Source organism: Tsuneonella sp. CC-YZS046 (genome assembly GCF_035581365.1).
Classification (GTDB): Bacteria; Pseudomonadota; Alphaproteobacteria; order Sphingomonadales; family Sphingomonadaceae; genus JAWKXU01.
This window is the reverse complement of the sequence record NZ_CP141590.1, coordinates 1,947,918-1,972,500: the sequence shown is the minus strand read 5'-3', so window position 1 is coordinate 1,972,500 and position 24,583 is coordinate 1,947,918. Positions and strand designations below refer to the sequence as shown.

21 protein-coding genes (1 of these 21 running past the window's edge) are annotated in these 24,583 nt (G+C 61.2%); 17 read left to right on the top strand and 4 right to left on the bottom strand.

Annotated elements, in window-relative coordinates:
* Positions 1-496: the 5' end (the start) of a CaiB/BaiF CoA-transferase family protein gene (locus U8326_RS09665; protein ID WP_324739999.1), read on the bottom strand. 653 nt of this gene lie to the left of the window's left edge; 496 of the gene's 1,149 nt are visible here — the first part of the coding sequence; the start codon lies at positions 494-496; its stop codon lies off the left edge, out of view.
* A gap of 242 nt (positions 497-738) precedes the next feature.
* On the opposite strand from U8326_RS09665, the gene U8326_RS09660 reads away from it, so the two are divergent.
* Genes U8326_RS09660 through U8326_RS09635 form a run of 6 tightly spaced genes read left to right on the top strand, consistent with a single transcriptional unit; the run spans position 739 to position 7,269 of the window.
* The gene (locus U8326_RS09660) at positions 739-1,938 is read left to right on the top strand and encodes a 2-hydroxyacyl-CoA dehydratase family protein (RefSeq protein WP_324739997.1); all 1,200 of its coding nucleotides are present in this window, start codon (positions 739-741) and stop codon (positions 1,936-1,938) included.
* Complete coding sequence (locus U8326_RS09655) at positions 1,935-3,269, top strand: 2-hydroxyacyl-CoA dehydratase family protein (RefSeq protein ID WP_324739996.1); 1,335 nt, start codon at positions 1,935-1,937, stop codon at positions 3,267-3,269. The genes U8326_RS09660 and U8326_RS09655 overlap by 4 nt, the downstream gene beginning before the upstream one ends.
* Before the next feature lie 18 nt (positions 3,270-3,287).
* Positions 3,288-4,247 (top strand): acyl-CoA dehydratase activase, encoded by a 960-nt coding sequence (locus U8326_RS09650; RefSeq protein ID WP_324739995.1) that lies wholly within the window; start codon positions 3,288-3,290, stop codon positions 4,245-4,247.
* Between the two features lie 12 nt (positions 4,248-4,259).
* Positions 4,260-4,475, top strand: coding sequence for a hypothetical protein (locus tag U8326_RS09645; protein WP_324739994.1), 216 nt, complete (start codon positions 4,260-4,262; stop codon positions 4,473-4,475).
* 23 nt (positions 4,476-4,498) lie between these two features.
* Positions 4,499-5,548 (top strand): alcohol dehydrogenase catalytic domain-containing protein, encoded by a 1,050-nt coding sequence (locus U8326_RS09640; protein ID WP_324739993.1) that lies wholly within the window; start codon positions 4,499-4,501, stop codon positions 5,546-5,548.
* A 53-nt stretch (positions 5,549-5,601) separates the two neighbouring features.
* Complete coding sequence (locus U8326_RS09635) at positions 5,602-7,269, top strand: class I adenylate-forming enzyme family protein (protein WP_324739991.1); 1,668 nt, start codon at positions 5,602-5,604, stop codon at positions 7,267-7,269.
* Here U8326_RS09635 and U8326_RS09630 read toward each other — a convergent pair.
* Positions 7,260-7,676 carry a VOC family protein gene (locus tag U8326_RS09630; protein ID WP_324739989.1) on the bottom strand — a complete coding sequence of 139 codons (417 nt, stop codon included), beginning with the start codon at positions 7,674-7,676 and terminating at the stop codon, positions 7,260-7,262. The genes U8326_RS09635 and U8326_RS09630 overlap by 10 nt on opposite strands.
* A gap of 95 nt (positions 7,677-7,771) precedes the next feature.
* On the opposite strand from U8326_RS09630, the gene U8326_RS09625 reads away from it, so the two are divergent.
* The 3 genes from U8326_RS09625 to U8326_RS09615 all read left to right on the top strand — a co-directional run bounded on the left by U8326_RS09625 (position 7,772) and on the right by U8326_RS09615 (position 11,149).
* Entirely contained in the window at positions 7,772-8,137 is a 366-nt protein-coding gene (locus tag U8326_RS09625; RefSeq protein ID WP_324739988.1) for an EthD domain-containing protein, read from the top strand.
* A gap of 20 nt (positions 8,138-8,157) precedes the next feature.
* Positions 8,158-10,365, top strand: a complete 2,208-nt coding sequence (locus U8326_RS09620; RefSeq protein ID WP_324739986.1) for a PQQ-dependent dehydrogenase, methanol/ethanol family — start codon at positions 8,158-8,160, stop codon at positions 10,363-10,365.
* Between the two features lie 88 nt (positions 10,366-10,453).
* Positions 10,454-11,149, top strand: a complete 696-nt coding sequence (locus U8326_RS09615; RefSeq protein ID WP_324739985.1) for a TetR/AcrR family transcriptional regulator — start codon at positions 10,454-10,456, stop codon at positions 11,147-11,149.
* 73 nt (positions 11,150-11,222) lie between these two features.
* Here the strand turns inward: U8326_RS09615 and U8326_RS09610 are convergent, their stop codons facing one another.
* Together U8326_RS09610 and U8326_RS09605 are read right to left on the bottom strand one after the other, a co-directional pair.
* Entirely contained in the window at positions 11,223-12,584 is a 1,362-nt protein-coding gene (locus U8326_RS09610) for a 2-hydroxyacyl-CoA dehydratase family protein (protein ID WP_324739984.1), read from the bottom strand.
* Entirely contained in the window at positions 12,571-13,659 is a 1,089-nt protein-coding gene (locus U8326_RS09605) for a 2-hydroxyacyl-CoA dehydratase family protein (protein WP_324739983.1), read from the bottom strand. The genes U8326_RS09610 and U8326_RS09605 overlap by 14 nt, the downstream gene beginning before the upstream one ends.
* A gap of 516 nt (positions 13,660-14,175) precedes the next feature.
* Between U8326_RS09605 and U8326_RS09600 the strand changes: the two genes are divergently transcribed.
* The 8 genes from U8326_RS09600 to U8326_RS09565 all read left to right on the top strand — a co-directional run bounded on the left by U8326_RS09600 (position 14,176) and on the right by U8326_RS09565 (position 24,576).
* Positions 14,176-14,970 (top strand): SDR family oxidoreductase, encoded by a 795-nt coding sequence (locus tag U8326_RS09600; protein ID WP_324739982.1) that lies wholly within the window; start codon positions 14,176-14,178, stop codon positions 14,968-14,970.
* A complete protein-coding gene (locus U8326_RS09595; protein WP_324739981.1) occupies positions 14,967-15,776 on the top strand; it encodes an SDR family oxidoreductase in 810 nt (269 codons plus the stop codon). Before U8326_RS09600 ends, U8326_RS09595 begins: the two co-directional genes overlap by 4 nt.
* Before the next feature lie 55 nt (positions 15,777-15,831).
* Positions 15,832-17,085, top strand: coding sequence for an acyl-CoA dehydrogenase family protein (locus U8326_RS09590; RefSeq protein ID WP_324739980.1), 1,254 nt, complete (start codon positions 15,832-15,834; stop codon positions 17,083-17,085).
* The gene (locus U8326_RS09585; RefSeq protein WP_324739979.1) at positions 17,078-18,139 is read left to right on the top strand and encodes a phosphotransferase family protein; all 1,062 of its coding nucleotides are present in this window, start codon (positions 17,078-17,080) and stop codon (positions 18,137-18,139) included. Before U8326_RS09590 ends, U8326_RS09585 begins: the two co-directional genes overlap by 8 nt.
* 4 nt (positions 18,140-18,143) lie before the next feature.
* Positions 18,144-19,025 carry an SDR family oxidoreductase gene (locus U8326_RS09580; protein WP_324739977.1) on the top strand — a complete coding sequence of 294 codons (882 nt, stop codon included), beginning with the start codon at positions 18,144-18,146 and terminating at the stop codon, positions 19,023-19,025.
* A complete protein-coding gene (locus U8326_RS09575; RefSeq protein WP_324739975.1) occupies positions 19,022-20,680 on the top strand; it encodes a class I adenylate-forming enzyme family protein in 1,659 nt (552 codons plus the stop codon). The genes U8326_RS09580 and U8326_RS09575 overlap by 4 nt, the downstream gene beginning before the upstream one ends.
* 231 nt (positions 20,681-20,911) lie before the next feature.
* Positions 20,912-23,032, top strand: a complete 2,121-nt coding sequence (locus tag U8326_RS09570; RefSeq protein ID WP_324739974.1) for a TonB-dependent receptor — start codon at positions 20,912-20,914, stop codon at positions 23,030-23,032.
* 68 nt (positions 23,033-23,100) lie between these two features.
* A complete protein-coding gene (locus U8326_RS09565) occupies positions 23,101-24,576 on the top strand; it encodes an aldehyde dehydrogenase (protein WP_324739973.1) in 1,476 nt (491 codons plus the stop codon).
* Positions 24,577-24,583: the final 7 nt, after the last annotated feature.

Here is a 24,583-nt window from a genome sequence, read left to right as displayed (position 1 = left end):
GCGAGCCTCCCGCGAAATCCCCCACCAGATTGAGCGGCGGCACCGGATCGCCATCCTTCGGGCCGATCCCGGCAAGCGCGCCCGCCACGCCGATATAGTTGATGTCATGACCCGCCATGGCGGCGTAGCTGCCCTGCTGGCCCCAGCCGGTCATGCGGCCATAGACCAGCCGGGGATTGTCCGAGAGCAGCGGATCGGGGCCGAGGCCGAGCTTTTCCATCACCCCCGGGCGATATCCTTCGATCAGCAGGTCGGCCTGCCGGGCCAGGCCGCGCACAGTCGCCACGCCATCCGGATGCTTCAGGTCGATCGCGATCGCCTGCTTGCCGCGATGGAGCAGGTCGAAGCGGGGATCGATGGCGAAGCCCAGATCGCCGGGGACGAGACGGTCGACCCGCAGCACGTCCGCGCCGAGATCGGACAGCAGCATGCCGCAGAACGGGCCTGGTCCGATATTGGACATTTCCAGCACCCGCACGCCTTTCAGTGGTCCCATTCCATCATCCCCCGTATCTTTTATTGAAACATACTCACTAAAATGCAGCATATCCGGCAATCGAGATCAAGCTCATTAGCCGGTCCAAAAATTTCGGAAACTGCGATTTCCCGCAACATCGCTCGATTTAACGGCCATTTCGCCGCTCTATCATCCGCCGCCCCGCAGGGTAAGCCTTGACCTTATCCGTTAATGAGGCATACTCACTGAAAGAAATATACAGGTGACGGAGAGTCGACGGCATGGCAGTTTCGGAAATACTCACGCGGTTTGGCGAGGTGAGTGCCGATCCGCTGGGTTATGCGCGTGCCTGGAAGGCGCGCAGCGGCCAGCCGGTGATCGGCTCGTTTCCCATGAATTTCCCTTCGGAAATGGCTCATGCCGCCGGCGCGCTGCCTGTCATCATCCAGGAATCGGATGATCCGATCACGGTGGGCCACGGGCTGCTGTTCCCGTTCTATTGCGGCTTCACCCGCAGCGCCGTGGACCAGGCAGGGAAGGGCGACCTTGCGGTTCTCGATGCGATCATGTTCGGCGACCACTGCGTGCAATTGCTCGGCGCGGCGGACGCGGTGCGCGTGGCCCTGCCGGAAACGCGGGTGATCTTCTTCCAGCTCATTTCCTCCATGTGCGATCCGTGGACATTCGGCCGGGCGAAGGAAAGTTTCGAGAAGCTGCGTTCCGAGCTGGAGGATTTCCTTGGCCGGCCGGTCGAGGATGAGGCGATGCGCGCCAGTATCCGCCTGTTCAACCGCAACCGCGCGCTGATCCGCCAGCTGTATCAGATGCGGGTCGATGGGCGGGCGTCGCTCACCGCCAGCCAGATGCAGAGCGTGGTCAAATCGAGCATGGTGATGGACAGGCGGGAGCATACCGACCTCCTGGAAGCCCTGCTTGCCGCCATTCCCCACGAGCCGGCGGCGCGGGACAGCCGGGCGATCCGCCTGCACCTGTCGGGCCATTTCTGCCAGGCGCCCAAGCCCGAACTGTTGGACATGATCGAGGGATGCGGCGCGGTGGTGGTGGGGGACGACCTCTATCACGGCTTCCGCTTCATCTCGACCGACGTGCCGGAAGAAGGCGACCCGATGGATGGCCTCGCGCGCTGGTACATGGATCGCAACACCGGCGTGCCGTGCCCGACCCGGGTTCAGAACGATGTGGACTGGGACGCATTCCTGATCGACGCGATGCGCAGGCAATCGGCGGAGGGCATGATCGTGCTGATGGCCAAGTTCTGTGAACCGCACATGTATTATTATCCGGAAGTGAAGGAGGCGTTCGAGCGTGCCGAAATGCCGCATCTCCTGATCGAGACGGAGCATGAATCCATGGCCCTGGAGCATATCCGCACCCGGGTCGAAAGTTTCCTGGAACTGGTCAAGCGCCGCCGTGGAGTGGCCCGGCCGTCTGTCCGCAGCATGGAGGGAGAAGCCGCATGAACGCGCCTGTGATGCCGAAAGTCGCCAACAAGCTGAAATCGACCCGCATGGCGGGCAAGCTGGTCAACGATTACTGGGAAATGGTCTGGCGCGCCAAGGAAGAAGGCAAGCTGGTCTGCTGGTATGAAGGCTCGTCGATCAATCCGTTCCTGGAGGCGGCCGATATCGTCTGGGTCCATGGGGAGGCCTATTCCGCCATGCTGGCGGCGCGGCATCAGGAAGGTCCGGCGCAGGCCGCCGCGGAAGAGCGCGGCTATCTGCGCGAGCTTTGCTCCTATGCCCGCACCCATCTGGGTTGCGCCGTCAACAATCAGCGTCACCGCAACGGTTCAGACAGCGCCTTCGCGGACGTTCCGGCCGATGAGGATATTTCGGCCAAGCTGCCCGCGCCGGACATGATCATCAGCGCCTATGCCTATTGCAGCACGGGGCAGCAGTGGGACGAGATGACGTCCCGGCTGTTCGGCAAGAAGATCCCGATCTTCAATGTCTCGATCCCCTGGATCTGGGCTTCGGGCAAGGATGCCGGCTATCTGCGCGGCCAGGAATGGGAAGAGACGTCGCGTTATGTCGCGCGCCAGCTCGAGGAGATGGTCAAGTTCATCGAGGAACGTACCGGCAAGCCCTATCCGTGGGATCGCCTGCGCGAACTGATGCGCAATGTGAAGCGCGCGTCGGAACTGCGGCTGGAGGCGATGGGCATGTGCACCGCCACCCCGGCACCGGCCACGCTCTTCGACTGGTCGGTCAGCATCGCCCCGATCAACCAGTTGCCCTGCACCACCGATATCGTGGACTACTTCACCAATGTCCGCGACGAAGTGGCCGAACGGGTGCGGACCGGCGAGGGCGCGGTGCCCCGGGAAAAATATCGCCTGTTCTTCGACGGCATCATGAACTGGAACAAGCTGGGCTGGCTTGCCGAGAAATTCGCCCGTTACGACGCCGCGGTGGTGGCCGGGCGCTATACCCATATGGCATTCTGGCAGGAGCCGGACCTGATCGATCCGGATGATCCGGTGATGGGCATGGGGCAGAACTATCTGATCTGCCCGAACAACCACAGCTCGCCGATCCTGATCGACCTTATCATGGGGCTGTGCGAGAAGTATCAGGTGGACGGTATCGTGTTCCATGCAACGCGAACCTGCCGCGCCTTCACCAACCCGATGTTCATGATCGCCGAGCAGGCCACGTCCCGGCTGGGCATCCAGACCACGATGTTCGAAGGCGATGTCGCGGATGAATCCTTCTACAAGGATGAACTCCTGAACACCCGTGTCGAGGCCATGCTGGAAGCCATCGATTCACGGCGCCTCGCAACTGCTTGAAGGCAAGGAAGAAGTCTCATGAAAAAGCACGTCATGGGCATCGATTTCGGCTCGACCACCGCCAAGGCGGTGATCGTCGACATGGGCGGCAATATCGTCGCCTCTGCCGTATCCCATATGGGCGCGGTCAGCGATGCCGCGGTGCATCAGGCCGTGCAATCCGTGCTCGATCAGGCCGGCCTGAAGCAGGAGGATATGGGGCGCTGCGTCAGCACCGGATATGGTCGCCGCATGCTGGACATCGCCGATCGCAATTTCACGGAGATCACCTGCCACGCGCGCGGCGCGGTGGCGATGGTGCCCGATGCCCGGCTGGTGATCGACATCGGCGGCCAGGACAGCAAGACCATTTCGGTCGATTCCAACGGTCTGGTCGCCCAGTTCGCCATGAACGACCGCTGCGCCGCCGGGACCGGGAAATTCCTGGAAGTGCTGGCGCGCGCGATGGAAATCGAGCTGGAGGATATGGGCGATATCGCCTTGCGCGCGGAGGAAGAGCTGAAGATTTCCAGCATGTGCGCGACCTTCGCCGAAACGGAAGTGATTTCCCTCAGGGCCGAAGGGCATTCCAAGGAGAACGTGCTGGGCGCGGTCCACCAGTCGATCGCGACCCGCACGCTGGGTCTGGTCAATCGCGTCGGCAAGAAAGGCCCGGTCGTGATGACCGGGGGAGTGGCGCGGAACAAGGCCGCCGTGCACTATATCGAGAAGGCGCTCGGGCTTCCCATCGCCTTGCCGGAGACGCCCCAGATCGCGGGCGCCCTGGGTGCGGCGCTGATCGGGCTGGACGATTACAAGGCCGAATTGGCCGAGAGCGGCACGGAGCTGGAGGAAGACAACGACGTCGATGCGCAGATGGCTTTCGACAAGGCCTGCGTATCGGGCTGCAAGGGCAATCCGCTGGAGGCCGGAAAGGACCAGCCGGCGCCGGCGGGCAAGTTCAGGTCGATGATCGGCAATATCCAGAAGCATTTCTAGGGGGCGTGGGAGGTGGACAGGTTTCCCGCGCTCCGGCTGATCCTGCGTTTCGGCAGGCTCTGGTCCCTGTTCGTGGCGATCGCCGCGACCGGCGCGCTGGCCTGGCTGCTGGTCGGCTCCTTCGGGCTGGCCGGCTATGCGGCGATACCGCTTGGCCTGCCGTTTTTCTATTTTATGGCAAAGAGTTACGTCGAACTGATTCAGATCGTGGTGGAGATGGTTCACTAGTCTGAGGTCCGCGAGGGAGCGGGATGATGAAGGCAGCGAGGCTCAAAGAGCCCGGCATTGTGGAGCTGGATGAAATAGCAAGGCCCGAACCCGGCGAGGGCGAGGTATTGCTGCGTGTATTGGCGGCTGGCGTGTGCCGGACGGATTGCCATATCCGCAATCATCCCTTCGCGACCCCTCCGGGCACTACGCTTGGTCATGAAATCGCCGGGGAGATCGTGGAAATCGGCGGCGGCGTGACCGGCTGGCGGCCCGGCGCCAGGGTGGTCGTCCATCCCTGCTGGGCCTGCCACAATTGCCCCCAGTGCCGGGCGGGTCGGGAAAATTACTGCCAGGGCCATGGGGCTGGGCGCGTTCCTCCGCCGACCCCCGGCGTTACGATGAATGGCGGAATGGCGGACTATGCCGTGGTCCCGGCCAGCTCCATCCTGCCGATCGGCGATCTCGACCCGGCTTTCGCGGCGGTTCTGGCGGATGCCGGGCTGGCGCCCTATCACTCGGTCCGGCTGCTGCGCGATCGCCTGTCGCCCGGCTCGCTCGCAATCGTCATCGGACTTGGCGGCCTGGGGCAATTCGCCGTCCAGATGCTCAAGGCCATGACCCCGGCGCGGGTGGCGGCTCTGGATATTGCCGATGCGGCGCTCCGCGCGGCGGTGGCGGCTGGCGCGGATGACGCGCTGAGGGCCGATGCGGCGGATATCGTCGATCGTCTTCTGGCGCTGACCGGCGGGCGCGGGGCGGATGCCGTCATCGATTTTGTGGGGAGCGATGCGAGCCTGCGTCTCGCCGCCGCAACCATCGCGCCCTTCGGCGCGATCCAGGCCGTCGGCCTCACGGGCGGAAGCCTGCCGTTCGAGGCCGCGGATATCTCCACGGTCCGCCTGCCTTGGGGCGTCACTCTGATGAAACCCTATAGCGGAACCTATCGGGATCTCGCGGATGTCATCGCCCTGGCCCGGGAAGGGCGGCTCGAGCCGAGACTGACCCGGTTTCCGCTGGAGCAAGCGGTGGCCGCGCTCGATCGCCTGGAAGGCGGGGAGATAAGCGGGCGGGCGGTGCTCATACCCGGCTGACGGGGGACGGTGCGCCAGGAAAGAGGAAATGGAAGTGCGGAGGATGGCTGGAGATGAATGAGGCTGGCGCGGAAACGATGATTCCTTTGCAGCGGTCCTATTGGCCCGCCCGGACGGATTGGCCGCTGTTGGACTGGTCGCTTGGCGATGCGCTGCGCGATGCGGCGGGGGCGGTGCCGGATCGCGATGCGCTGGTGGAAGCGACGCCGCAAGGCGATCCTGCCCGGCGCTGGACCTATGCGGAATTGCTGGAGTGGTCCGAACGCACCGCGCGGGCGTTGCTGCGCGAGTTCGAGCCGGGAGAGCGGGTCGCCGTGTGCGCGCCCAATATCGTGGAATGGATACCCCTGCTTTACGGATGCTCGCTGGCCGGCATCGTCCTGGTCACGATAAATCCGGCCTGCAAGACGCGGGAAGTCCGGCATATTCTCGAAAAGTCGGGGGCCGTGGGGCTGTTCGTGGTCAGGCGGTTTCGCGAAAATCCCTGTCTGGACACCGTTATCCGGATGCGGGAGGATTTGCCGCACTTGCGCGCGATAATACCGATGGAAGAGTTCGACGCCTTTGTGGCGCGCGGGGCGGATGGCACTGCGCTGCCCCCGGTCGCGCCGCTCGACCCGTGCCTCACCCTGTTTACCTCGGGCACGACCGGCCAGCCCAAGGGCGTGGTGCTGCACCACAAGGGCGTGCTGAACATGGCGCATATGACCCATCATCGAGGCGGGCTGCAGGATGGCGGCGTGTTCGTAAGCCCGATGCCGATGTTCTACATCGGCGGGCTGGGCCATTCCGGGATCGGGGCCGTGGCGCATCGGGCAACCCATGTGGTGGTGCCGCATTGGGAGCCGGAACTCTACATGCGGCTGGTGGAGCGCGAGCGGGGCACATACTCGCTGCTGGTGCCGACCATGATCGAGGCGATCCTGGCGCATCCGAAACGCAAGGAATACGACCTTTCCTCGCTCACCAATCTCATTTCCGGCGCTTCGGTGGTGGAAGGGCAACTGGTCATGCGGATCAAGGGGGAACTCGGCGCGACGATCTGCAATGTCTACGGGCAGACCGAGATGCATGGCGTCAGCATCTCCACCCAGCGGGACGACGCGCTGGAGCGGCAGACCGCCACGATCGGCCAGCCCATTCCGCATATGGACGTGATGATCGCCGACCCGGAAAGCGGCGAGGCCGTGCCCCTGGGCGAGGAGGGTGAGATCTGGGTCCGCGGTTTCCAGAACATGCTGGGCTATTTCGGCCAGCCGGAAGAAACCGCCAGGACCCTGCGCCCGGATGGCTGGCTGCGTTCGGGCGATCTCGCGAGGATGGATGGGGAAGGCTATGTCACGATCACCGGCCGGATCAAGGAGATGATCATTCGCGGCGGCGAGAACGTCTATCCGCGTGAAGTGGAAGCCGTTCTCTCGGAACATCCGGCGGTTTCCGCCGTGGCGGTCATCGGCATCCCCGATCCGTACTGGGGGGAGCAGGTGGCGGCGATCGTCATTCCGGCCGATGGCGCGTCGCCCGACCCTGCCGAGCTGCGCGAATTCGCGCGGCAGAACCTGATGTCCTACAAGGCGCCGAGCCTGTGGGGCTTCGTCAGCGAGTTTCCCGTCACCGATACGGGCAAACTTCGCAAATTTAAATTATGCGAAGATGCCGTGTCCGGCAGGATCGCGCTTACCGAAACCAAATCCATTCACAAGATCGAGCATCACGCGTGAGTGCCGGCGCGCTTGCTCTCGATGAAACGTGCGATCTCGCCAGCCTGGCACAATTCGATGATGGTGCCGTGACCGCCCTTCTTCGTGATCCAGCCACGACGCAAGGGCAGGTTCTCGGTGGGGACCTGATCGTAAACCTTCATTCCCAGGGCGCGATATTCGCCGATCGCGCGGTCGAGGTCGACGACCTCGATGGCAATCACGACATCGCCGTGATTCAATTCCCCTTTGCCCGAGAAAGTGACCAATTCGATGGCGGGGCCATCCCCGGCAACGAAGAATGCGCAGGTGATGCCCAACTCAGGCACAACGGCGATCACCGGTTCGCCGCCGAGCAGGCCGCGATAGAACGCGATGCCAGCATCAAGTTCGTCCACGAAAATCGCAATATGATCAAGTTTCCGCATTCCGCCCTCGGGTAAAATATATCTTCTGAAAAGATAATATGATTCTTCCAGAATGGAAGTGCATAAATTTATAATATTATATGGGGATGCTTGTAATGATAAAGATAGTTTTCTTTCTTAAAAGAAGTACTGACCTAACGCGAGAAGAATTCAGAAAGTTGTATGAAAGCCGGCATGCGCGGCTTGGCGAAAAACATGTGCCCAACGCGGCGCGCTATGTCCGGCGCTATCTGGAGCCGGTGCCGGAGTTGTTTACAGGGACAATGTTCGAGCCAGAGCATGATGTGATCACTGAATTGTGGTTCGATGATCGCGCTGCCTATGAGCAGGCGATGGCCAACCTTGCCCGGCCGGAAGTCGTCGCGGAGATCGTGGCCGACGAAGAGACCATCTTCGATCGCAGCAAGCATCGCCTCTTCATGGTGGAGGAATGCGACAGTCCGGTTGGCGCGGAGCGGTAGCGAGCGCTCTCCGCCCAGCCATGAACGGGCGTCCGGAAGTCAGCCCGATTGACCTTCAAACACAGCAATCCTGCCAATCGATGAATGAAACTGAAAGGGGTGGCATGCTTGGAATCAGGAGAAGCATTGTTGGCAGCAGGTGGCTCATCTGCCTGATAGTGATATGCGCGCTGGCTGCGGCAGGCATATGGTTTCTCGGCAGGAACAGCGCCACGAGAGCCGCCTGGGTAGTACCCATGGATGGCGCTCTGTTCGCCCAGAATGCGAAGGATTGGCGCGTTCATGGCGGCAATGACGCCGAGCAGCGATACAGTCCGCTCAAAGCCATACATACAGGCAATGTCGGGGAACTCGGGCTTGCCTGGTCGGTCGAGCTGGACACGGCGCGCGGGCAGGAAGCCACGCCTCTGGTGATCGACGGTACGATCTATGTGAGTACTGCCTGGTCCAAGGTCATGGCCATCGATGGTATGAACGGCAAGGTCCTGTGGGAGTATGACCCGCAAGTTCCGGGAGGCAAGGCCAGGGATGCATGCTGCGATGTGGTGAACAGGGGTGTCGCCTATCGCGATGGGAAGCTCTTTGTCGGCACGCTGGATGGAAGATTGATCGCGCTGGATGCAAAGACGGGAAAGCCTGTCTGGGAGGTGCAGACCACGGACACCGCGAAGCCCTATACGATAACGGGCGCTCCTCGAATTGCAGGCAACCTGGTTATCATCGGCAATGGCGGAGCGGAATTCGGTGTGCGGGGCTATGTAGGGGCCTATGACGCCGAAACCGGCAAGCAGGCGTGGCGCTTCTACACGGTTCCGAGGCCAGACGGCAAAGCGGACGGAGCCGTCTCCGATGCCACATTGGCGGAGAAGGCCTCATCAACATGGTTCGATGGAGCATGGCATCAGACCGGCGGAGGAGGGACGGTATGGGACTCGATCATATATGATCCTGAGCTGGACCAGATCATCATCGGCACGGGCAATGGCACGCCGTGGAACCACCGCATTCGCTCCGGTGGAAAGGGCGATAATCTGTTTCTTTCCTCGATCCTGGCGCTTGATGCCAAATCGGGGCAATACAAATGGCATTATCAGGTAAATCCCGGAGAAAGTTGGGATTTCACAGCTACGCAACCGATCGTTCTGGCCAATCTGATAATTAACGGCGCATCCCGAAAAGTGCTCATGCAGGCGCCGAAGAATGGCTTTTTCTACGTCATCGATCGCACGAACGGAAAGCTTCTTTCCGCGAGGAACTTCGTCCCGGTCAACTGGGCGCGGGGGATCGACCTCGCTTCCGGGCGCCCTCTCGAAACCGGGCTTGCTCGCTATGATAGGCAAGAAAGCTTGATCAACCCATCGGCCTTCGGCGCGCATAATTGGTATCCGATGGCGTTCAGCCCGTCGACAGGTCTGGTTTATTTGCCGGTGCAGGAAGTGTCGATGGTATATGCTCAGGATCAAAACTTCCGGTATCGGCCAGGCACGTTCAATACCGGCGTCTATTCAGAGAAAAACCGGCTGCCTGACGATCCGGCGGCGGTCGCGCGAATCAGGGCTTCGCTCAAGGGCGCGCTCATTGCCTGGGACCCGGTCAGGCAACGCGAAGTCTGGCGGGCATCCCAACCGGGTCCCGGCTCGGGCGGCGCATTGGCGACCGCAGGGAATCTCGTTTTCGAAGGCAATATGCAAGGTGCGTTCAAGGCTTTCGATGCCTCGAATGGAAAGGAGCTTTGGCGATTTCAGGCCCAGACGGCCGTGCAGGGCAGTCCGGTAACCTATGAGGCAAATGGCCAGCAATATGTTGTCGTCATGTCCGGCTATGGCGGCGGCTTCGGCATTTCAACGCCGCTGGGGGATGGTACTCGCAATCGGCCGAACGGGCGAGTTCTGGCATTCAGGCTGGGAGCTGAAGGCAGACTTCCAGCCTTCGATGAAGGCGCGCTTCCTCCGTTCGTGCGAGTGCGGGAGGTGTTTCCTCGCAGCCAGATCGCAATTGGCCAGCGAGTCTATGAAACCACCTGCAGCTGGTGCCATGGCTCGGGCGGGCAGTCGAGTGGGGTGGCTCCGGATTTGAGGCGCTCCGTGGCGCTGGACGATGCGAAATTATGGGATGAGATCGTGATGGGGGGGATGCTGTCAGAGCGTGGCATGGGCAGCTTCAAGGGTATCTTGTCGAATGGAGAGGTCGAGGCTGTGCGGGCCTATGTTGCGAACCATGCGCAATAAGCTGGATTGTTACTGGTTTCATCGCTAGGCTACAGCTTGTAACAGGGGCGTTCATGCGGGGCATGGCGGACAAGAAGGAAGCGCAGCAATGAACGTGGTCCGAAGGGTGCGGCGTCGGCAAGTAACTCGTCTCTCGCAGGATCAACGCGTCTCCGATATTCTCGCGGCAGCCAAGGAAGTGATCGCCACCAAGGGCTACGAAGGCGTGACGATGGCCGAAATCGCGGAACGCGCCAACATCGTCGAGGGAACGGTCTATCGCTATTTCAAGAACAAGGATGATCTGCTGCTGCGCGTGGCGGAAGAATGGTTCACCCATAGCTTTGCCGATCTGGTCGATGTCAGCGCATTCAATGGCACCTACAACAAATTGCGCTATCTGGTCTGGCATTCGCTGAAAACCATCACGAAGGGGCCAGCGCTCAGCCGTTACGTCATGCTGGAAGTGCGGCCGAGAGCCAATTACAAAGAGACACAACTTTTTGAAATCAATCGTGAATATACGGAACAATTCCGCAAGCTGTTCAAGGACGCCATTGAGAGCGGCGAATTCAGAAGCGGCGTTCCCGAGCGGGTGCTGCGCGACATGGTCTTCGGCACGATCGAGCATAGCACCTGGCGATTCTTGCGCGGCGAAGGCGATTTCGATGTCGAGGAACTCGCCGATGAGATCGCGATGGTAGTCTATGGCGGAATGACGGCCGAGCCCTTGGGCGATGAAAGGTTGAATGCCGTCATCGGGCGGCTGGAGGCCGTGGCCGATCGCCTGGAAAAGCAATCCTAGCCGGGAAAGCGTTGAAATATACGGGAAGGCGCGCACAGCAGCGCGCGCCTTCCATAATGCCCTTGTCGATCAGTCAGGCGGCCATGATCCGCTTGGAATCGAGAGATTCGATCATCGCCTCGAGCCGCGTATTGAGCAGTTCGTCCTTGTAGAAGGACTCATCCGCCACATCGCCTTCGAAGAACAGGGCTGCCCGGCCATGGCGGCGCGCGGAATCGACGATCAGATGCTGGGAGTTGGTCATGCCTCGGCAAGTCCGCGAGACATGCATCACCATGCCGTCGATCTTGAACTTCTCGCAAAGGCGATCGATCTCGCCGATCATATAGGGCGCGCCGGAATTGTTCGGGCAGGCGAGATAATTATGGGCCATTCCCGCCACAGGGTCGGCAAGGTCGATGGCCTGCGGCTCCTGCCAGAAGGACATGTGGGTATAGCGTCCGGCAACCACACAGGCATTGTTGGCCGCGAACTTCTCCGCCAGCCAACCGACCTTGTTCCAGTTCATCATCCCGTCGAAGAAAAAGCGATATTTCTCCTGCGGCACGGCGCCTTCGCCATTCGCGACGCGCTCCGCAATTTCGGCTTTCATGGCCTCGAAGAAATCGACCAGACGCTGTGTTCCGGGCATGAAGTTGACATGCGCGATGCTGACGATCCAATCGAAGAAACTGGCGGGTGAGGGGGTGGCTGTGCACATGTCCATCGCTTCGAGCCGGAGTTCGGCCGATTTCTTGATGAAGGCCATGACTTCGCTGAGGCGGTCCCAATCGTATTTCCGTCCGGTGTTCTCGACCAGGAAGTCGGTCATCGCGCGCAGCTGGCGCGAGACGTAGCCGATCTTCTCATCCATCTCGCTGCCCGACAGATAGGCGGCATCCTTGCGGCCACCCCACAGCATCGGCACGTTGACATGGAAAATCGGCACGCGCTTGTCGAACAGGCGGTAGATCATCTCATCCCATTGCTGGCCGGAGCTGCAATAGGGATAGGCATTCACGATCATGTCGGGCAGCGGCAGTTGGCTGATCGCAATGCCCTTGGCGCTCTGCGGATCGATCTTGCCGTCCTGCAGGTCTTTCTTGTCCATCAGCGCCTGGCCGATGTGGGTGCGGGCGTAGGAGCATAGCTCCCGGTCGTAGCCGCGGGATTCGCCGGCGCTCTGCGCATCGCCTTCCACATGCCGCGCGGCCAGATAGGCAGACCATGCCTCGCCGTGAACCCAGGCAAGATCGTGAGCATGGAAGAACGGAGGGATATAGGTTCCGTTATACCAGACGACCTTCTTGCCCCTCTCCTTCGCCGAAAACAGATCCGACCAATAATCGTGAACGATGGCGCTGCCGAGGCGGGTGGCCTTGAGGCGGTTGGCTTTCTTGACGGGGGCAGTCTTGCCGGTTCCCCAATCCATATGGATCGCGTCAGCATTGAGCATGGCTTCTCTCCTGCTTGCTCTCGGGCTTTTCGTGCCGGCGGCGCCGCCGGGCCACTTCGACAAAGGTTTCGAGACGGGTCTTGAAGGCTTCCATCGGCATGGAATCATGCTCTGTCTCGAGCTTGAGCATCGGAATCCCTTCCCGCCGGCATCTTTCCTGAATTTCCGGGAAATAATACATGTGCGGTTCGCAGAACTTGGCGACCAGCACGATCAGCCCTTCGGCGCCGGTACGGCGCATGTCGCGGACGAGGAATTCGTCCCAATCGGCATCGCCATCGGCCCGGGTCGGACAGGGCACCTTCTCGTTCTTCCTGAGATACCAATTGGCCAAGGCGGTCATCGGATCGTCTTCTTCGTCGATGTCCGTCGAAATGAAGCGATACCCGTGATAGAGATCGTCGCCGACCACCACCGTGCCGGTGCTTTCTATCATGTCGAGCAGTTCCAGCTTCGGCGCCTGGCAAAGATGGCCGGAGAGATAGACCGGCATGCCCTGCCTGCGAGAGGCCGGGCGCGCTTCGATTGCTTCAACAAGCCGCTCCAGCAGCCCGGTATGCTCCTGCCTGTCCATCACCATGCTGGACTTGATGATGTGCTGCATCTGGCGCGCGCTCAAATCGGTCGTGCCGGCGACGCGCATCTCATAGATTTTACGGATCAGCTGGCGATTGCGATTGAAAAGCGAGATGCTGGCCTTCAGCGCATCGTCGGTGATCCGCGCGCCCAGCAATTCTTCCACATCCTCCTTGAGCTTGACGTAAACCGAGCGGGTTTCGTCAAAGGCCCAATCCATGTCGAGCGAGGAAACCGGCTGCTCGAATACGATCGGCAGTTCCGGATCGTGCCAGCGGATGATGTCCGCCGTGCCGAGCAATTGCACGCAATGGTCGCCGAACATGATCGCATCGAGGAATTTGAGGCGGCCCTTGAGCGCCTGGTCGGCGACGCTGCGATTATATCCGCAATAGAAGGAGAAGACGGCTCCTTCGCCATCCGTGATCGGATCTTCCGCTTCCTGGATGATGACGGGCAAGGCGCCTGCCGCGTGCGCCAGTTCAACCGGGAAGTGCATGGGGAACGAACCGATAACCGGCCGGCCCGAACGCTCCTTCCAGGCACGCGCATATGCCAGGCTGTCGGCTGCGACCGCAGAAAATTTATCTAGGATTGCCTGCATCTCTTCCCTTTTTGCGTGCTCGCCGTGCGCGCAGGACCTCTGAAATGCTCATCATTTGACTGATAAGTCAAGCCCATTAATGATGAGGATGCTACGCTGCAATGACTGCATATAGTTTATAACTATCTGATATAAAGCTATAAAAAATTCGTCACTCAAATGATCTATGCTCATTTATGCCGCGCATTGCGCGGTTGAAGCGGAAATTTTGAGGGGCGGGTTCCTGGGGTGGTGAGTCGCGCTCATCGCGCTGATGAGTTTAATTCAGTAAAACCATTACATCTACCTATATGAGTGAAATACATGATATATAAAACATTGAAAAAATGCAATTAAATTTGATATTGCATCAAATTTATGTTGGATATATGAATTGCACTTAACAAGAAGGTTTCAGGAGGGGATTCAGGTGTGACGGAAGGTCGTCCCGACGCGATCCAGTTTGAAGATTCCACCGCGCTTGTCGTGGGCGGCACCGCGGGCGTGGGCTTGGCGGCGGCCATCAAATTTGCGCGGGCCGGAGTTCCCCGAATTGCGATCGTCGGGCGGAATGCCGAACGTGGCGAAGCCGCGGCGGCGCAGGTTCGCAATTCGGCGCCGGGTTGCGATGTCCTCTTCCTCGCCGCCGACGCGAATTCGGCGACTGCGGCCACGCAAGTGGTTTCGCAAGTCGCCGGGCGCTTCGGTTCGCTCGAGATAGTGCTTAACTCCACCGTAGGCCCGGCCGCGCCGGAACTGCTCAAGAATCTGCCGATCGAGGATCTGGAGGCGATCCTCGTCCAGCAGGCGATGGGGCCGATACTCATCAGCCGGGCTGCGCTGCCCCACATGATCGCGGCGAAGCGCGGCGTTATCCTGAATGTCGCCTCCGATGCCGCTAAGCTCGCCACGCCGGGCGAAACCGTGATTGGCGCGGCCATGGCGGCAATCGTCATGTTCACTCGCGCGCTCGCTATCGAGGCGAAGCGCGATGGCATCCGGGTCAATGCGCTGACGCCTTCGCTGATCGCGGGGACCCTCACGAACGCGCGGATGCAGGAAAGCGCTTTCGCGTCAAAATTGTTCGAGAAGGCGGGCAAGATGGCCAGTCTCGGCATCGCGGAGGCTGAGGACTTGGCCGACCTTGCGCTGTTTCTTGCCAGTCCGGCCGCAAGGAAGATCACGGGCCAGGCGATCAGCGCGAATGGCGGGATCTCCGCGGCATGAGCGGCTTCCATCAGGGATGCAGGCGGCTTGAAGGCAAGCGGGCCGTCGTGACCGGCGGCGGCAGCGGAATTGGCCGTGGCTCTGCCTTGCGTTTCGCGGCGGAAGGGGCGGAGGTCCTCTTAATCGGCCGGAGCGAGGGCAACATCCTTGAAACGGCGGATATGATCCGCGCAGCCGGCGGGGTGGCGCATCACCACGTTGCCGATGTGATCGACGAAGAGGCTGTCGCCGGTGCGGCGGCCTATGCTCTCGATGCGCTGGGGGGCTATGAAATCCTCTTCGCCAATGCGGGCAATACCGATCATATGGCGCCCTTGTTCGAACAGACCGTCGAGCAGTGGGAATATGCCTGGCGCGGCAATGTCGTTTCGGCGTTCCTCACCATCAAGCACTTCGGCCCCGCGATGCGGGATGCAGGCCATGGGTCGATCATCCTGATGAGTTCCGCAGGCTCGCTGCGCGCCAACGCGGGCACGATTGCCTACGGTTGCGCGAAGTCGGCCGTGAACATGCTGGCCATGGGCGCGGCGAATGCCTTTCGCGGAACGCAGGTCCGCGTGAACGCGATTGCTTCGGGCCTGGTCGAGACGAAGCTCACCAAATCGGCGTTCGACTATGCCCGGAACAAGGGCGTCGAGCACAAGATGGGCGGGATCACTCCGCTGCGCCGGACCGGGACGGTGGGGGAGGCGGCCGGCGTGGCGGCGTTCCTGGCCAGCGACGACAGCGCGTTCATCACCGGACAGATCATCGCGGCCGACGGCGGCCTGAGCAGCACGCATCCTTTTGGCAAGGTCGACCTTTGACGCGATCGGGCTGCGGATGTGCGGCGACACGTGAATTTAGGAACTGAAGGGCATCATGGATTTTGAGCTTCCCCAGGAGATCGTTGAGAAATTGGCGGAAATCGACGCGTTCAACGAGCGCGAGATCAAGCCGCTCGAGCGGGACAATATCCAGTTCTTCGATCATCGCCGGGAATATGCGCGGACCGATTGGGACCGCGACGGACAGCCGCGCGAGGAATGGAACGACCTGATCGCGGAGATGGAACGCCGCGCCGACAAGGCCGGGTTCCTGAGGCTGGGGCTGCCCAAGGCAATTGGCGGCGGCGGGGCTTCCAATCTCATGATCGCGGCCATTCGCGAGCATCTCGCCGGCCAGGGCCTGCAACTCGCCAACGACCTGCAGGATGAAAGCTCGGTTGTGGGCAATTTTCCGATTGTGCCGATCCTTCATGAATACGGCACGCCCGATCAGAAGCAATATATCGAGGGCATCGTAAGCCGCCAGAATCACCTGGCCTTCGCTCTTACCGAGCCGGATCACGGCAGCGACGCCACCTATATCGAAACCACCGCCCGCAAGGAGGGCGGCGAGTGGGTGATCAATGGCCAGAAGCGCTATAACAGCCAGGTCTATCGCGCGAAGGCGGACCTGATCTTCGCGCGCACTTCCGGCAAGCCCGGCGATGCCGACGGGATCACCGCCTTCATCGTGCCCATGTCAACGCCGGGCATCGAAATTCTCTATAACCATTGGACCTTCAACATGCCGAGCGACCATCCCGAGGTCGGGCTGAAGGACGTGCGGGTCAGGGATGACGCGATTCTGGGCGGCGAGGGCAAGGGGCTCCATATCGCTCAGCGCTTCGTCCATGAGAACCGCATCCGGCAAGCGGCCGCGAGCACGGGTGCCGCGCGTTACTGCATCCAGCAGGCGGTGAAATACGCGAATGAACGGAAAGTCTTCGGCAATTCGCTGTCGAAGAACCAGATCATCCAGTTCCAGCTGGCCGAACTCCATGCCGAGGTCGAAATGCTGCGGAACTATGTCTTCCGCACGGCGTGGGAGATGGACCGCCGCTCCCCGCTGGAGATCAGCGACAAGGTATCGATCTGCAATTTCAAGGCGAACCGGCTGGTATGCCAGGCGGCGGACCGCGCGATCCAGGTGCATGGCGGGATGGGTTACACCCGCGCTTACCCCTTCGAGCACATCTACCGCCATCACCGCCGCTACCGCATCACCGAAGGTTCGGAGGAAATCCAGATCCGCCGCGTTGCGCAATATCTGTTCGGCTTCGGCCAGGCGAAGGGGACGGGCCGTGGCTGATACCGCCGCCGCGACGAAGGAGTGCGGGCCTGCCGATGCGGGCCTGGGCTTCGATGTCGTGGCGCTAGAGAATTTCCTGCGTGCCCGGATTCCGGGCCTCGACGGAACCATAGCGGTCGATCGTGCCGCCGGTGGAATGTCCAACCCCACATTCTTCGTATCCGGGGGAAGCCGGCGCCTCGTCCTGCGCAAGAAGCCGCCGATGCAGCTATCGGCCGCTGCTCATCGTATCGATCGCGAATACCGTTTGCTCCAGGCATTGTCCGGGTCGGCCGTGCCGGTGCCTGCCCCGGTCCTCTATTGCGAGGATGAGAGCATCGTGGGGACGCCCTTCTACGTGATGGAGCGCCTGGAAGGAGTGGTCTCGCACGACTACGCGCTGCCGCAACTCGCCCCGGAGGTTAAGCGCAAGGCATTCGCCGGCATGGCCGGCACGCTCGGCGCGATCCATCGCTTCGACTGGCAGGGAACGGGCTTGTCGGGCTTCGGCAAGCAGGGAGATTATTTCGGGAGGCAACTGGCGGGCTGGTCGAAGCAGTGGAGCCAGTTCGGGATCGCGGACAATCCGGATGTGGACCGGCTTCAGGCCTGGCTCGCGGCGGAGATGCCGGCGGATGACGGATGCGCGACCATTGCGCATGGCGATTATCGTGTCGCCAATGTGATGTTTCGGCAGGACGGGGCGGTTTCCGGCGTGTTCGACTGGGAGCTTGCGACCATCGGCCATCCCCTCGCCGATCTCGGCTTCTGTCTGCAGGGCTGGTTCCTTGCGCCCGATGAGAATGGCGGCGTGTCCGGACTCGATCTCAGGGCCCTGGGCATTCCCTCGGCGCATGAGTTTATCGATGCCTATTACGCCGCGGCGCCGGCCATGCCGCGGCTGACCGCCTTCCATGTGGCGTTTGCGATGTATCGGGCCGCGGTGGGCGTATCGGGCGTGGCCATGCGCGCGGCGAGCGGAGCTGTGCCCGACCCTTTGGTCGCCGCCGAGGCGCGCCGGTTCGCCAAAGCCTATGCCCGCGCCGGTATCGAAGCCATCGAAAGCTGGGATTGAAAGAATGCCTTATAATTCCGTGTTCAGACCAGATTTGTTCGCCGGCCAGACCATCATGGTCACGGGCGGCGGCAGCGGGATTGGCCGCTGCCTCGCGCATGAGTTGGTCTTCCTGGGCGCGAATGTGGTCATACTGGGCCGCAACCCGGACAAGCTGGAAACGGTCGCTGCAGAGATCCGGGAGGATGGCGGGGAAGTCGCCTGCATCACCTGCGATATCCGCGACGAGGAGAATGTCGGGGCGGCCATCGACGCGACGCTGGAGAAGTTCGGCCGCATTGACGGGCTCGTGAACAATGCGGGCGGGCAATATCGCACCGCGCTGCGAACTGTCTCGACCAAGGGTTTCGAGGCCGTCGTCCGCAACAATCTCACCGGCGGCTTCATCTTCATGCGCGAGGTATTCAACCGCTGGATGGCGGATAACGGCGGAGCGATCGTCAACATGATCGCCGACATCTGGAACGGCTGGCCGGACTTTGCCCATTCCGGGGCCGCGCGCGGAGGCATGTGGACCCTTACCGAAAGCGCGGCCTGCGAATGGGCCGCCAACGGCGTCCGGGTCAATGCGGTGGCGCCGGGCGGGATAGCCTCCAGCGGGTTCGACACATATGCGCCGGAGATCCAGTACAAGCTGTTCGAATATACCCGCCGCGTTCCGCAGCAGCGTTTCGGGACCGAAGCCGAAGTGTCCGCGGCCATCGTCTATCTGCTGTCGCCGGCGGCGGCCTACATAACTGGTTCCTGCATCCGGGTCGATGGCGGCGCGCCCAATGCGCGAGCGACCTGGAATCTCGAGGAAAGTGACCGGAACCAGCCTTTTGAAGGCTTCCATCGTTCCAAAATGCCTGAAGTTCTCAGGCGCCGGGCGGGGAGCGCGCAATGAACGATCCGGCGCCAAGGATGGAACAGGCCGATCTCGTCGGGCTTCCCGACTATTCCTACTGGCCGGCCGATCACGCACTCGACATTCCGGACCTTACCTTGGGCGGCCTGCTGCGCGATGCCGCGCGCGAGGTTCCCGATCGGCTGGCGCTGGTCGAAGGTATCGCCGATCCCGCTGCGCGGAGGCGCTGGACCTATCGCGAACATCTCGACATTTCCGAAAGGCTCGCGCGCGCCTTGCTGGGCAGGTTTGCGCGCGGGGATCGTATCATCGTCTATGGCACCAATTCACCGGAATGGGTGTTCCTGCAGCATGCGATGAGCCTTGCCGGCCTCATACTGGTGCCGGTGAACCCCGCCTATACCGCGGGGGAGCTTGGCTACATCATTGCCAACTCCAACGCTGCCGGGCTTTTTTACGACGACAGCTTTCGCGATCGGGAACTGTTTCCGACAGTCGAGGAAGCAATCCATGCATCGGACTGCGCGAAGCTGCATTCCGTGGATCGGGTCCAGGCGATCTGGGGCCTGATCGAGCAGGCCGACCCGGCCATCGAACTGCCCGAGATCCTGCCCGGCGACACGCTGCAGATCCAGTATACCTCCGGCACGACCGGCAAGCCCAAAGGCGCGCTGCTGCATCACAAGGGCGTGCTGAATACGTCGCGAAGCATCGCCCGCAGGTCGTGCTTTCCGATGGGAGGCGTCCACATCAACGCGATGCCGATGTTCCACATCGCCGGGGCCGCGATGGCCGAATTCAGCTGCCTTGCCTATCAGGGGACCTTCGTCCTGATGCCCCATTGGGATGCCGGGCTGATGCTCGAACTGTTCGAGAGCGAGCGCGGCAACGCCACCCTGATCGTGCCGACCATGATCCTGGGCATATTGAACCATCCCGATCTCCCAAGGCGTGATGTGTCGAGCTGGCAGACGATCTTTTCCGGCGCGGCGAATGTGCCCGCCGCGATGGTTCGCCAGGTTCACCGGGACATCGGCTGCAAGGTCTGCATCATCTTCGGTCAGACGGAATCCAACGGCCCGATCACGCTTACCTCACCCGATGACCGGATCGAGGATCAGACCGACAGTGTCGGGCAGCCTCTGCCTCAAGTGGAGGTCCAGGTTGTCGATCCCCACACGCTTGAGGTCCAGCCGGTGGACACGGTCGGAGAGATCTGGGTGCGCGGCTTCCAGACCATGACCGGCTATTTCGAGATGCCGGAAAAGACGAAGGAAACATTGCTGCCTGACGGCTGGCTGCGCACCGGCGACCTGGGCTCGATGGATGCGCGCGGTTTCGTGAAGATCACGGGACGCCTCAAGGAAATGATCATCCGCGGCGGGATGAACCTCTATCCGAAAGAGATCGAGGATGTCCTGTTCGTTCACCCCGACATCGATCAGGTCGCCGTTCTCGGCCTGCCGAACGAGAAATGGGGCGAAATCGTCGCCGCCGTGCTTTCGACCAGGGACGGAGCCAAGCCAACCATTGTGGAGCTGGAAGCATATTGCCGGCGGAAGCTGGCCTCCCAGAAGGTTCCGAGCGTGTGGCTCTTCATCGACCATTGGCCGCTGACCCCGTCCGGCAAGATCCAGAAGCACGTTCTCGCCGACATGATCGCCGAAGGGCGACTGCGCCCGGTTATCGAGTGATCGGAATGTAATACGTTAAACTTAATAAAAAGGGAGGATATAAAAGTGAGAAACAATCAGAAAAAATACTTTTTAAGGCTCGCAACGGGTGTTGCGATGCTGCCATTGGCCTTATCATTTAGCGGTGCTTTCGCGCAGGAAGCGCCTCAAGCAGAAAATAGCAGTAGCGGTTCCGCTTCGTCCTCTTCGCAATATGGCGATATCGTCGTTACCGCGCAGCGCCGGGAGCAGTTGGCGACCAAGGTGCCGCTCTCGCTCACCGCTCTCGACAGCCAGGCGCTGCAAGATCGCCAAGTGGCCGATGTGAAGGATCTGCAATTCGTGGCACCAGGCATTCGCGCTGGCCACCAGCAGGGCGTTACCCGTATCTTCATTCGCGGCATCGGCCTCAACTCGTTTGCGGCAGGCGCCGATGCGAGCATCGCGCTCTACGCCGACGGTGTCTATATCGGCCGGCCGACGGCGCAGGCATCCTCGTTCTTCGATGTCGAGCGCATCGAGGTTCTGCGTGGGCCGCAGGCGGTGCTCTACGGACGGAACGCCACAGGCGGCGCGCTGAATGTGATCAGCCGTGGGCCTGATCGGGAATTCGGCGGTTATGCGAACCTTTCCATCGGCAATTACGAATTGTTCGAAGCGGAAGGCGCGGTCAATTTTCCATTGAGCGAGAATGGCGATCTGCGCGCGCGCATCGCCACGCATCTGATCGACCGCGACGGTTACGGCGAAGATGTGGCCCAGGACCACCCGGTCAACAACGCCAAGGCCCAGTCCGTTCGGGGGCAGCTCCAGTATGAAAACGGCAATGGCACCGATATTCGTCTGATCGCGCAATATCACCATGAACATGACAACAACCATTACACGCATGGTTTCGGACCCTACCCGGGCTATCAATTGCAGGGTGTGGTCGGCACGGTGAATGGCAACGGCGAACTGCTGCAAGGCATCGCGCTCACCGATCAAGACGGGCAGGACGCAGCGACCGCGCTGGAAGGCAAGACCAACAAGCGCCGGGGTATCGCAATCACTCTCAATGCCAATTTCGAGCTTACCGACAATCTCAGCCTGACATCGGTAACCGGCTACCTCGATTGGGAACGCTACAATGCATCCAATTCGGATGGCACGTCGGCTGGCCTCGGCAGCACTTACTATACTGAAAATTCGGAACAGATCAGCCAGGAATTCACGCTGAACTGGTCTTCGGGTCCGCTCGATGTGGTGGCTGGCGCAAGCTATTACCATGAGAAGATCGATAACCATGTGTTTGTGCCGTTCTTCCAGTTCTATTCGCCAGCTGGCCCGTTCGACTATATCCAGGATGGCAAGATGGATATCGATGCCTTCGCGGCCTATGCGCAGGCAACCTATGCGATCCTGCCGGAACTGCGCATCACCGCAGGGGGCCGTTGGTCCACCGAGAAGCGTGACACCGTCGGAACGTTCACCTTTGGCGCAGTAGACGACACCAGCGGCAAGGAACGCTGGAGCGACTTCACGCCGAAGCTGGGCATCGAATTCGATGTGGGTCCGACCTCGATGCTCTACGCGAGCTATACGGAAGGCTTCAAGAGCGGCACTTGGAGCATCGGGCAGGTCAACCCGGTGATCGATCCGGAAACCATCAAGGCCTATGAGGTGGGCTTCAAGACTCGTCTGTTCGATAACAAGTTCGAGCTGACCGGGGCTTACTTCCATTACGACTATTCAGACCTGCAGGTTAACAAGGTGATCGGCATCGCCACAGTCACGGCCAATGCTGCGTCGGCAAAGGTCGATGGCTTCGAACTGGCAGCAACCTTGCGGCCGGTAACGGGGCTGCGCCTAGACGGCAGCTTCAACTATCTGGACTCGCGGTTCAGCGAATTCTTCTCGACCAATCCGCTTTTTCCCACCGGATCGATAGATCCGGGGTATCCCATCTGGCTGGCCGCCAATCCGGGCGCGAAGACTCCCGTGTTCGGCGGTGTTGGCGGGGTCGAGCAGAATCTGAAGGGCTACCAGCTCCCCGGCGCTCCCAAATATTCGTTCACGGCTGGCGCCCAGTACGATTATGAATTCGGCAATGGCGGCGTCATGACGTTGCGCGGCGACCTTTCGTGGTCGTCCCGTGTCCACTTCTCCGAATTCAACGACAATAACCTCAGCCAGCCTTCGGTGACGAAGATCAATGCGCTTCTGCGCTATGAATCCTCCTCGTTCTGGAGCCTGAGTTTCTGGGGCAAGAACCTGACGAACAAATATGTTCAGTCCAACGAACTCGTGACCATCGCGCTGTGGGGTTATCCGCGTTACGGCGCGATTGAACCGCCGCGGACCTACGGCGCGACCTTTGGCGCCAAATTCTGAACGATCTCTACCGGGGCGCCGCAAGGCGTCCCGGCAATATTTTCTGGCGAACGACTGGAGTAGGATCGATGCTTGTTGCGAAGGGTGAGGCAATTCTGAGCAATCCCGATCGCCTTTATATCGACGGGCGATGGGTTCCTGCGAGCAGTCATCGGTTCATCGATGTGATCGCGCCGGCCACGGAGGATGTGTTTCTTACGGTGGCCGAAGCCGATGAAACGGATATCGATCGCGCCGTCGAGGCCGCGCGTCGCGCTTTCGACAGCGGTCCCTGGCCCCGGATGACCCATGCGGAACGCGCCGTCTATTTGCGCATGATCGGCGATGCGATGGACCGGCGGGTGGACGATATCGCCGCCATCTGGCCAAACGAAATGGGCATTCTTCATGCGATGGCCCACCCCTTTGCCGGCACCATCGGCGATGTCTATCGCTATTACGCGGGGCTTGCGGACAGCTTTGCCTGGGAAGAGCGGTTCGATAATCCGCCGATGGGGGGCGATTATGCGCTGATCGTGAACGAGCCGGTCGGCGTGGTCGGGGCGATCGTGCCCTGGAACGCGCCGGTGAACATCATGGCGTTCAAACTTGCGCCCGCGCTTATCGCCGGCTGCACCGCGGTTTTGAAACTTTCTCCCGAGGCGCCCGGGACGGGCTATCTGCTGGCGGAAATTGCAGAGGAAATCGGCCTGCCGCCGGGTGTCCTCAATGTCGTCACCGCCGACCGCGCCGCTTCGGAACGGCTCGTCCGCCATCCGGGTGTCGACAAGATCGGCTTTACCGGCTCGAGCGCGGTCGGGAAACGGATTGCCGGTATCTGCGCAGAACGCATGGCCCGCTGCACGTTGGAACTGGGCGGAAAGTCCGCTGCCGTGATCCTCGACGATTACGATGTCGAGCAGGCGGCGCAATCGCTGGTCGGGTCCGCCTGCGCGATGACCGGGCAGATCTGCTCCTCGCTCACGCGGGTGGTGGTGGGGGCGGATCGCCACGACCGACTGGTCGATGCGCTGGCCGCCGGATTTTCGCAGGTCGCTGTCGGCGATCCTTTCGATCCGGCGGTCAGCATGGGGCCGCTGGCGATGCGGCGCCAGCGCGACCTGGTAGAGGAAATGGTCCGCCGGGCCGAGAGTGATGGCAACAGGATCGTGACCGGCGGCAAGCGTCCCGCCCATCTCAATCGCGGCTGGTTCTTCGAGCCCACGGTTATCGCCAATGCCGACAACAGCGACTTTATCGCCCGCGAGGAGATATTCGGCCCCGTCCTGACGGTGATCAAGGCGCGCGACGAAGACGATGCGGTGGCGATCGCCAACGATACCCGCTTCGGGCTGAACAACTCGGTCTTCACGCAGGATGCCGCAAAGGCATATCGGGTCGCGCGCCGGCTGCGATCGGGCACGGTCGGGCATAACGCCTGGCGCAGCGACATGTCGATCGGCTTCGGCGGATTCAAGGAATCCGGGATCGGCCGCGAGGGCGGGATCAACGGATTGCGCGCTTATCTCGAACCCAAGACCCTGATTATGGAAAATGGCGGCTGAGGAGCAT

Excerpts from the sequence above, each read along its gene's own strand:
- U8326_RS09575 (WP_324739975.1), top strand. The coding sequence starts at position 19,022 with ATGAACGATCCGGCGCCAAGGATGGAACAGGCCGATCTCGTCGGGCTT.
- U8326_RS09635 (WP_324739991.1), top strand. The coding sequence starts at position 5,602 with ATGAATGAGGCTGGCGCGGAAACGATGATTCCTTTGCAGCGGTCCTAT.
- U8326_RS09595 (WP_324739981.1), top strand. The coding sequence starts at position 14,967 with ATGAGCGGCTTCCATCAGGGATGCAGGCGGCTTGAAGGCAAGCGGGCC.
- U8326_RS09625 (WP_324739988.1), top strand. The coding sequence starts at position 7,772 with ATGATAAAGATAGTTTTCTTTCTTAAAAGAAGTACTGACCTAACGCGA.
- U8326_RS09605 (WP_324739983.1), bottom strand. The coding sequence starts at position 13,659 with ATGCACTTCCCGGTTGAACTGGCGCACGCGGCAGGCGCCTTGCCCGTC.
- U8326_RS09640 (WP_324739993.1), top strand. The coding sequence starts at position 4,499 with ATGATGAAGGCAGCGAGGCTCAAAGAGCCCGGCATTGTGGAGCTGGAT.
- U8326_RS09650 (WP_324739995.1), top strand. The coding sequence starts at position 3,288 with ATGAAAAAGCACGTCATGGGCATCGATTTCGGCTCGACCACCGCCAAG.
- U8326_RS09610 (WP_324739984.1), bottom strand. The coding sequence starts at position 12,584 with ATGCTCAATGCTGACGCGATCCATATGGATTGGGGAACCGGCAAGACT.
- U8326_RS09655 (WP_324739996.1), top strand. The coding sequence starts at position 1,935 with ATGAACGCGCCTGTGATGCCGAAAGTCGCCAACAAGCTGAAATCGACC.
- U8326_RS09580 (WP_324739977.1), top strand. The coding sequence starts at position 18,144 with ATGCCTTATAATTCCGTGTTCAGACCAGATTTGTTCGCCGGCCAGACC.
- U8326_RS09615 (WP_324739985.1), top strand. The coding sequence starts at position 10,454 with ATGAACGTGGTCCGAAGGGTGCGGCGTCGGCAAGTAACTCGTCTCTCG.
- U8326_RS09620 (WP_324739986.1), top strand. The coding sequence starts at position 8,158 with ATGAACGGGCGTCCGGAAGTCAGCCCGATTGACCTTCAAACACAGCAA.
- U8326_RS09565 (WP_324739973.1), top strand. The coding sequence starts at position 23,101 with ATGCTTGTTGCGAAGGGTGAGGCAATTCTGAGCAATCCCGATCGCCTT.
- U8326_RS09630 (WP_324739989.1), bottom strand. The coding sequence starts at position 7,676 with ATGCGGAAACTTGATCATATTGCGATTTTCGTGGACGAACTTGATGCT.
- U8326_RS09590 (WP_324739980.1), top strand. The coding sequence starts at position 15,832 with ATGGATTTTGAGCTTCCCCAGGAGATCGTTGAGAAATTGGCGGAAATC.
- U8326_RS09660 (WP_324739997.1), top strand. The coding sequence starts at position 739 with ATGGCAGTTTCGGAAATACTCACGCGGTTTGGCGAGGTGAGTGCCGAT.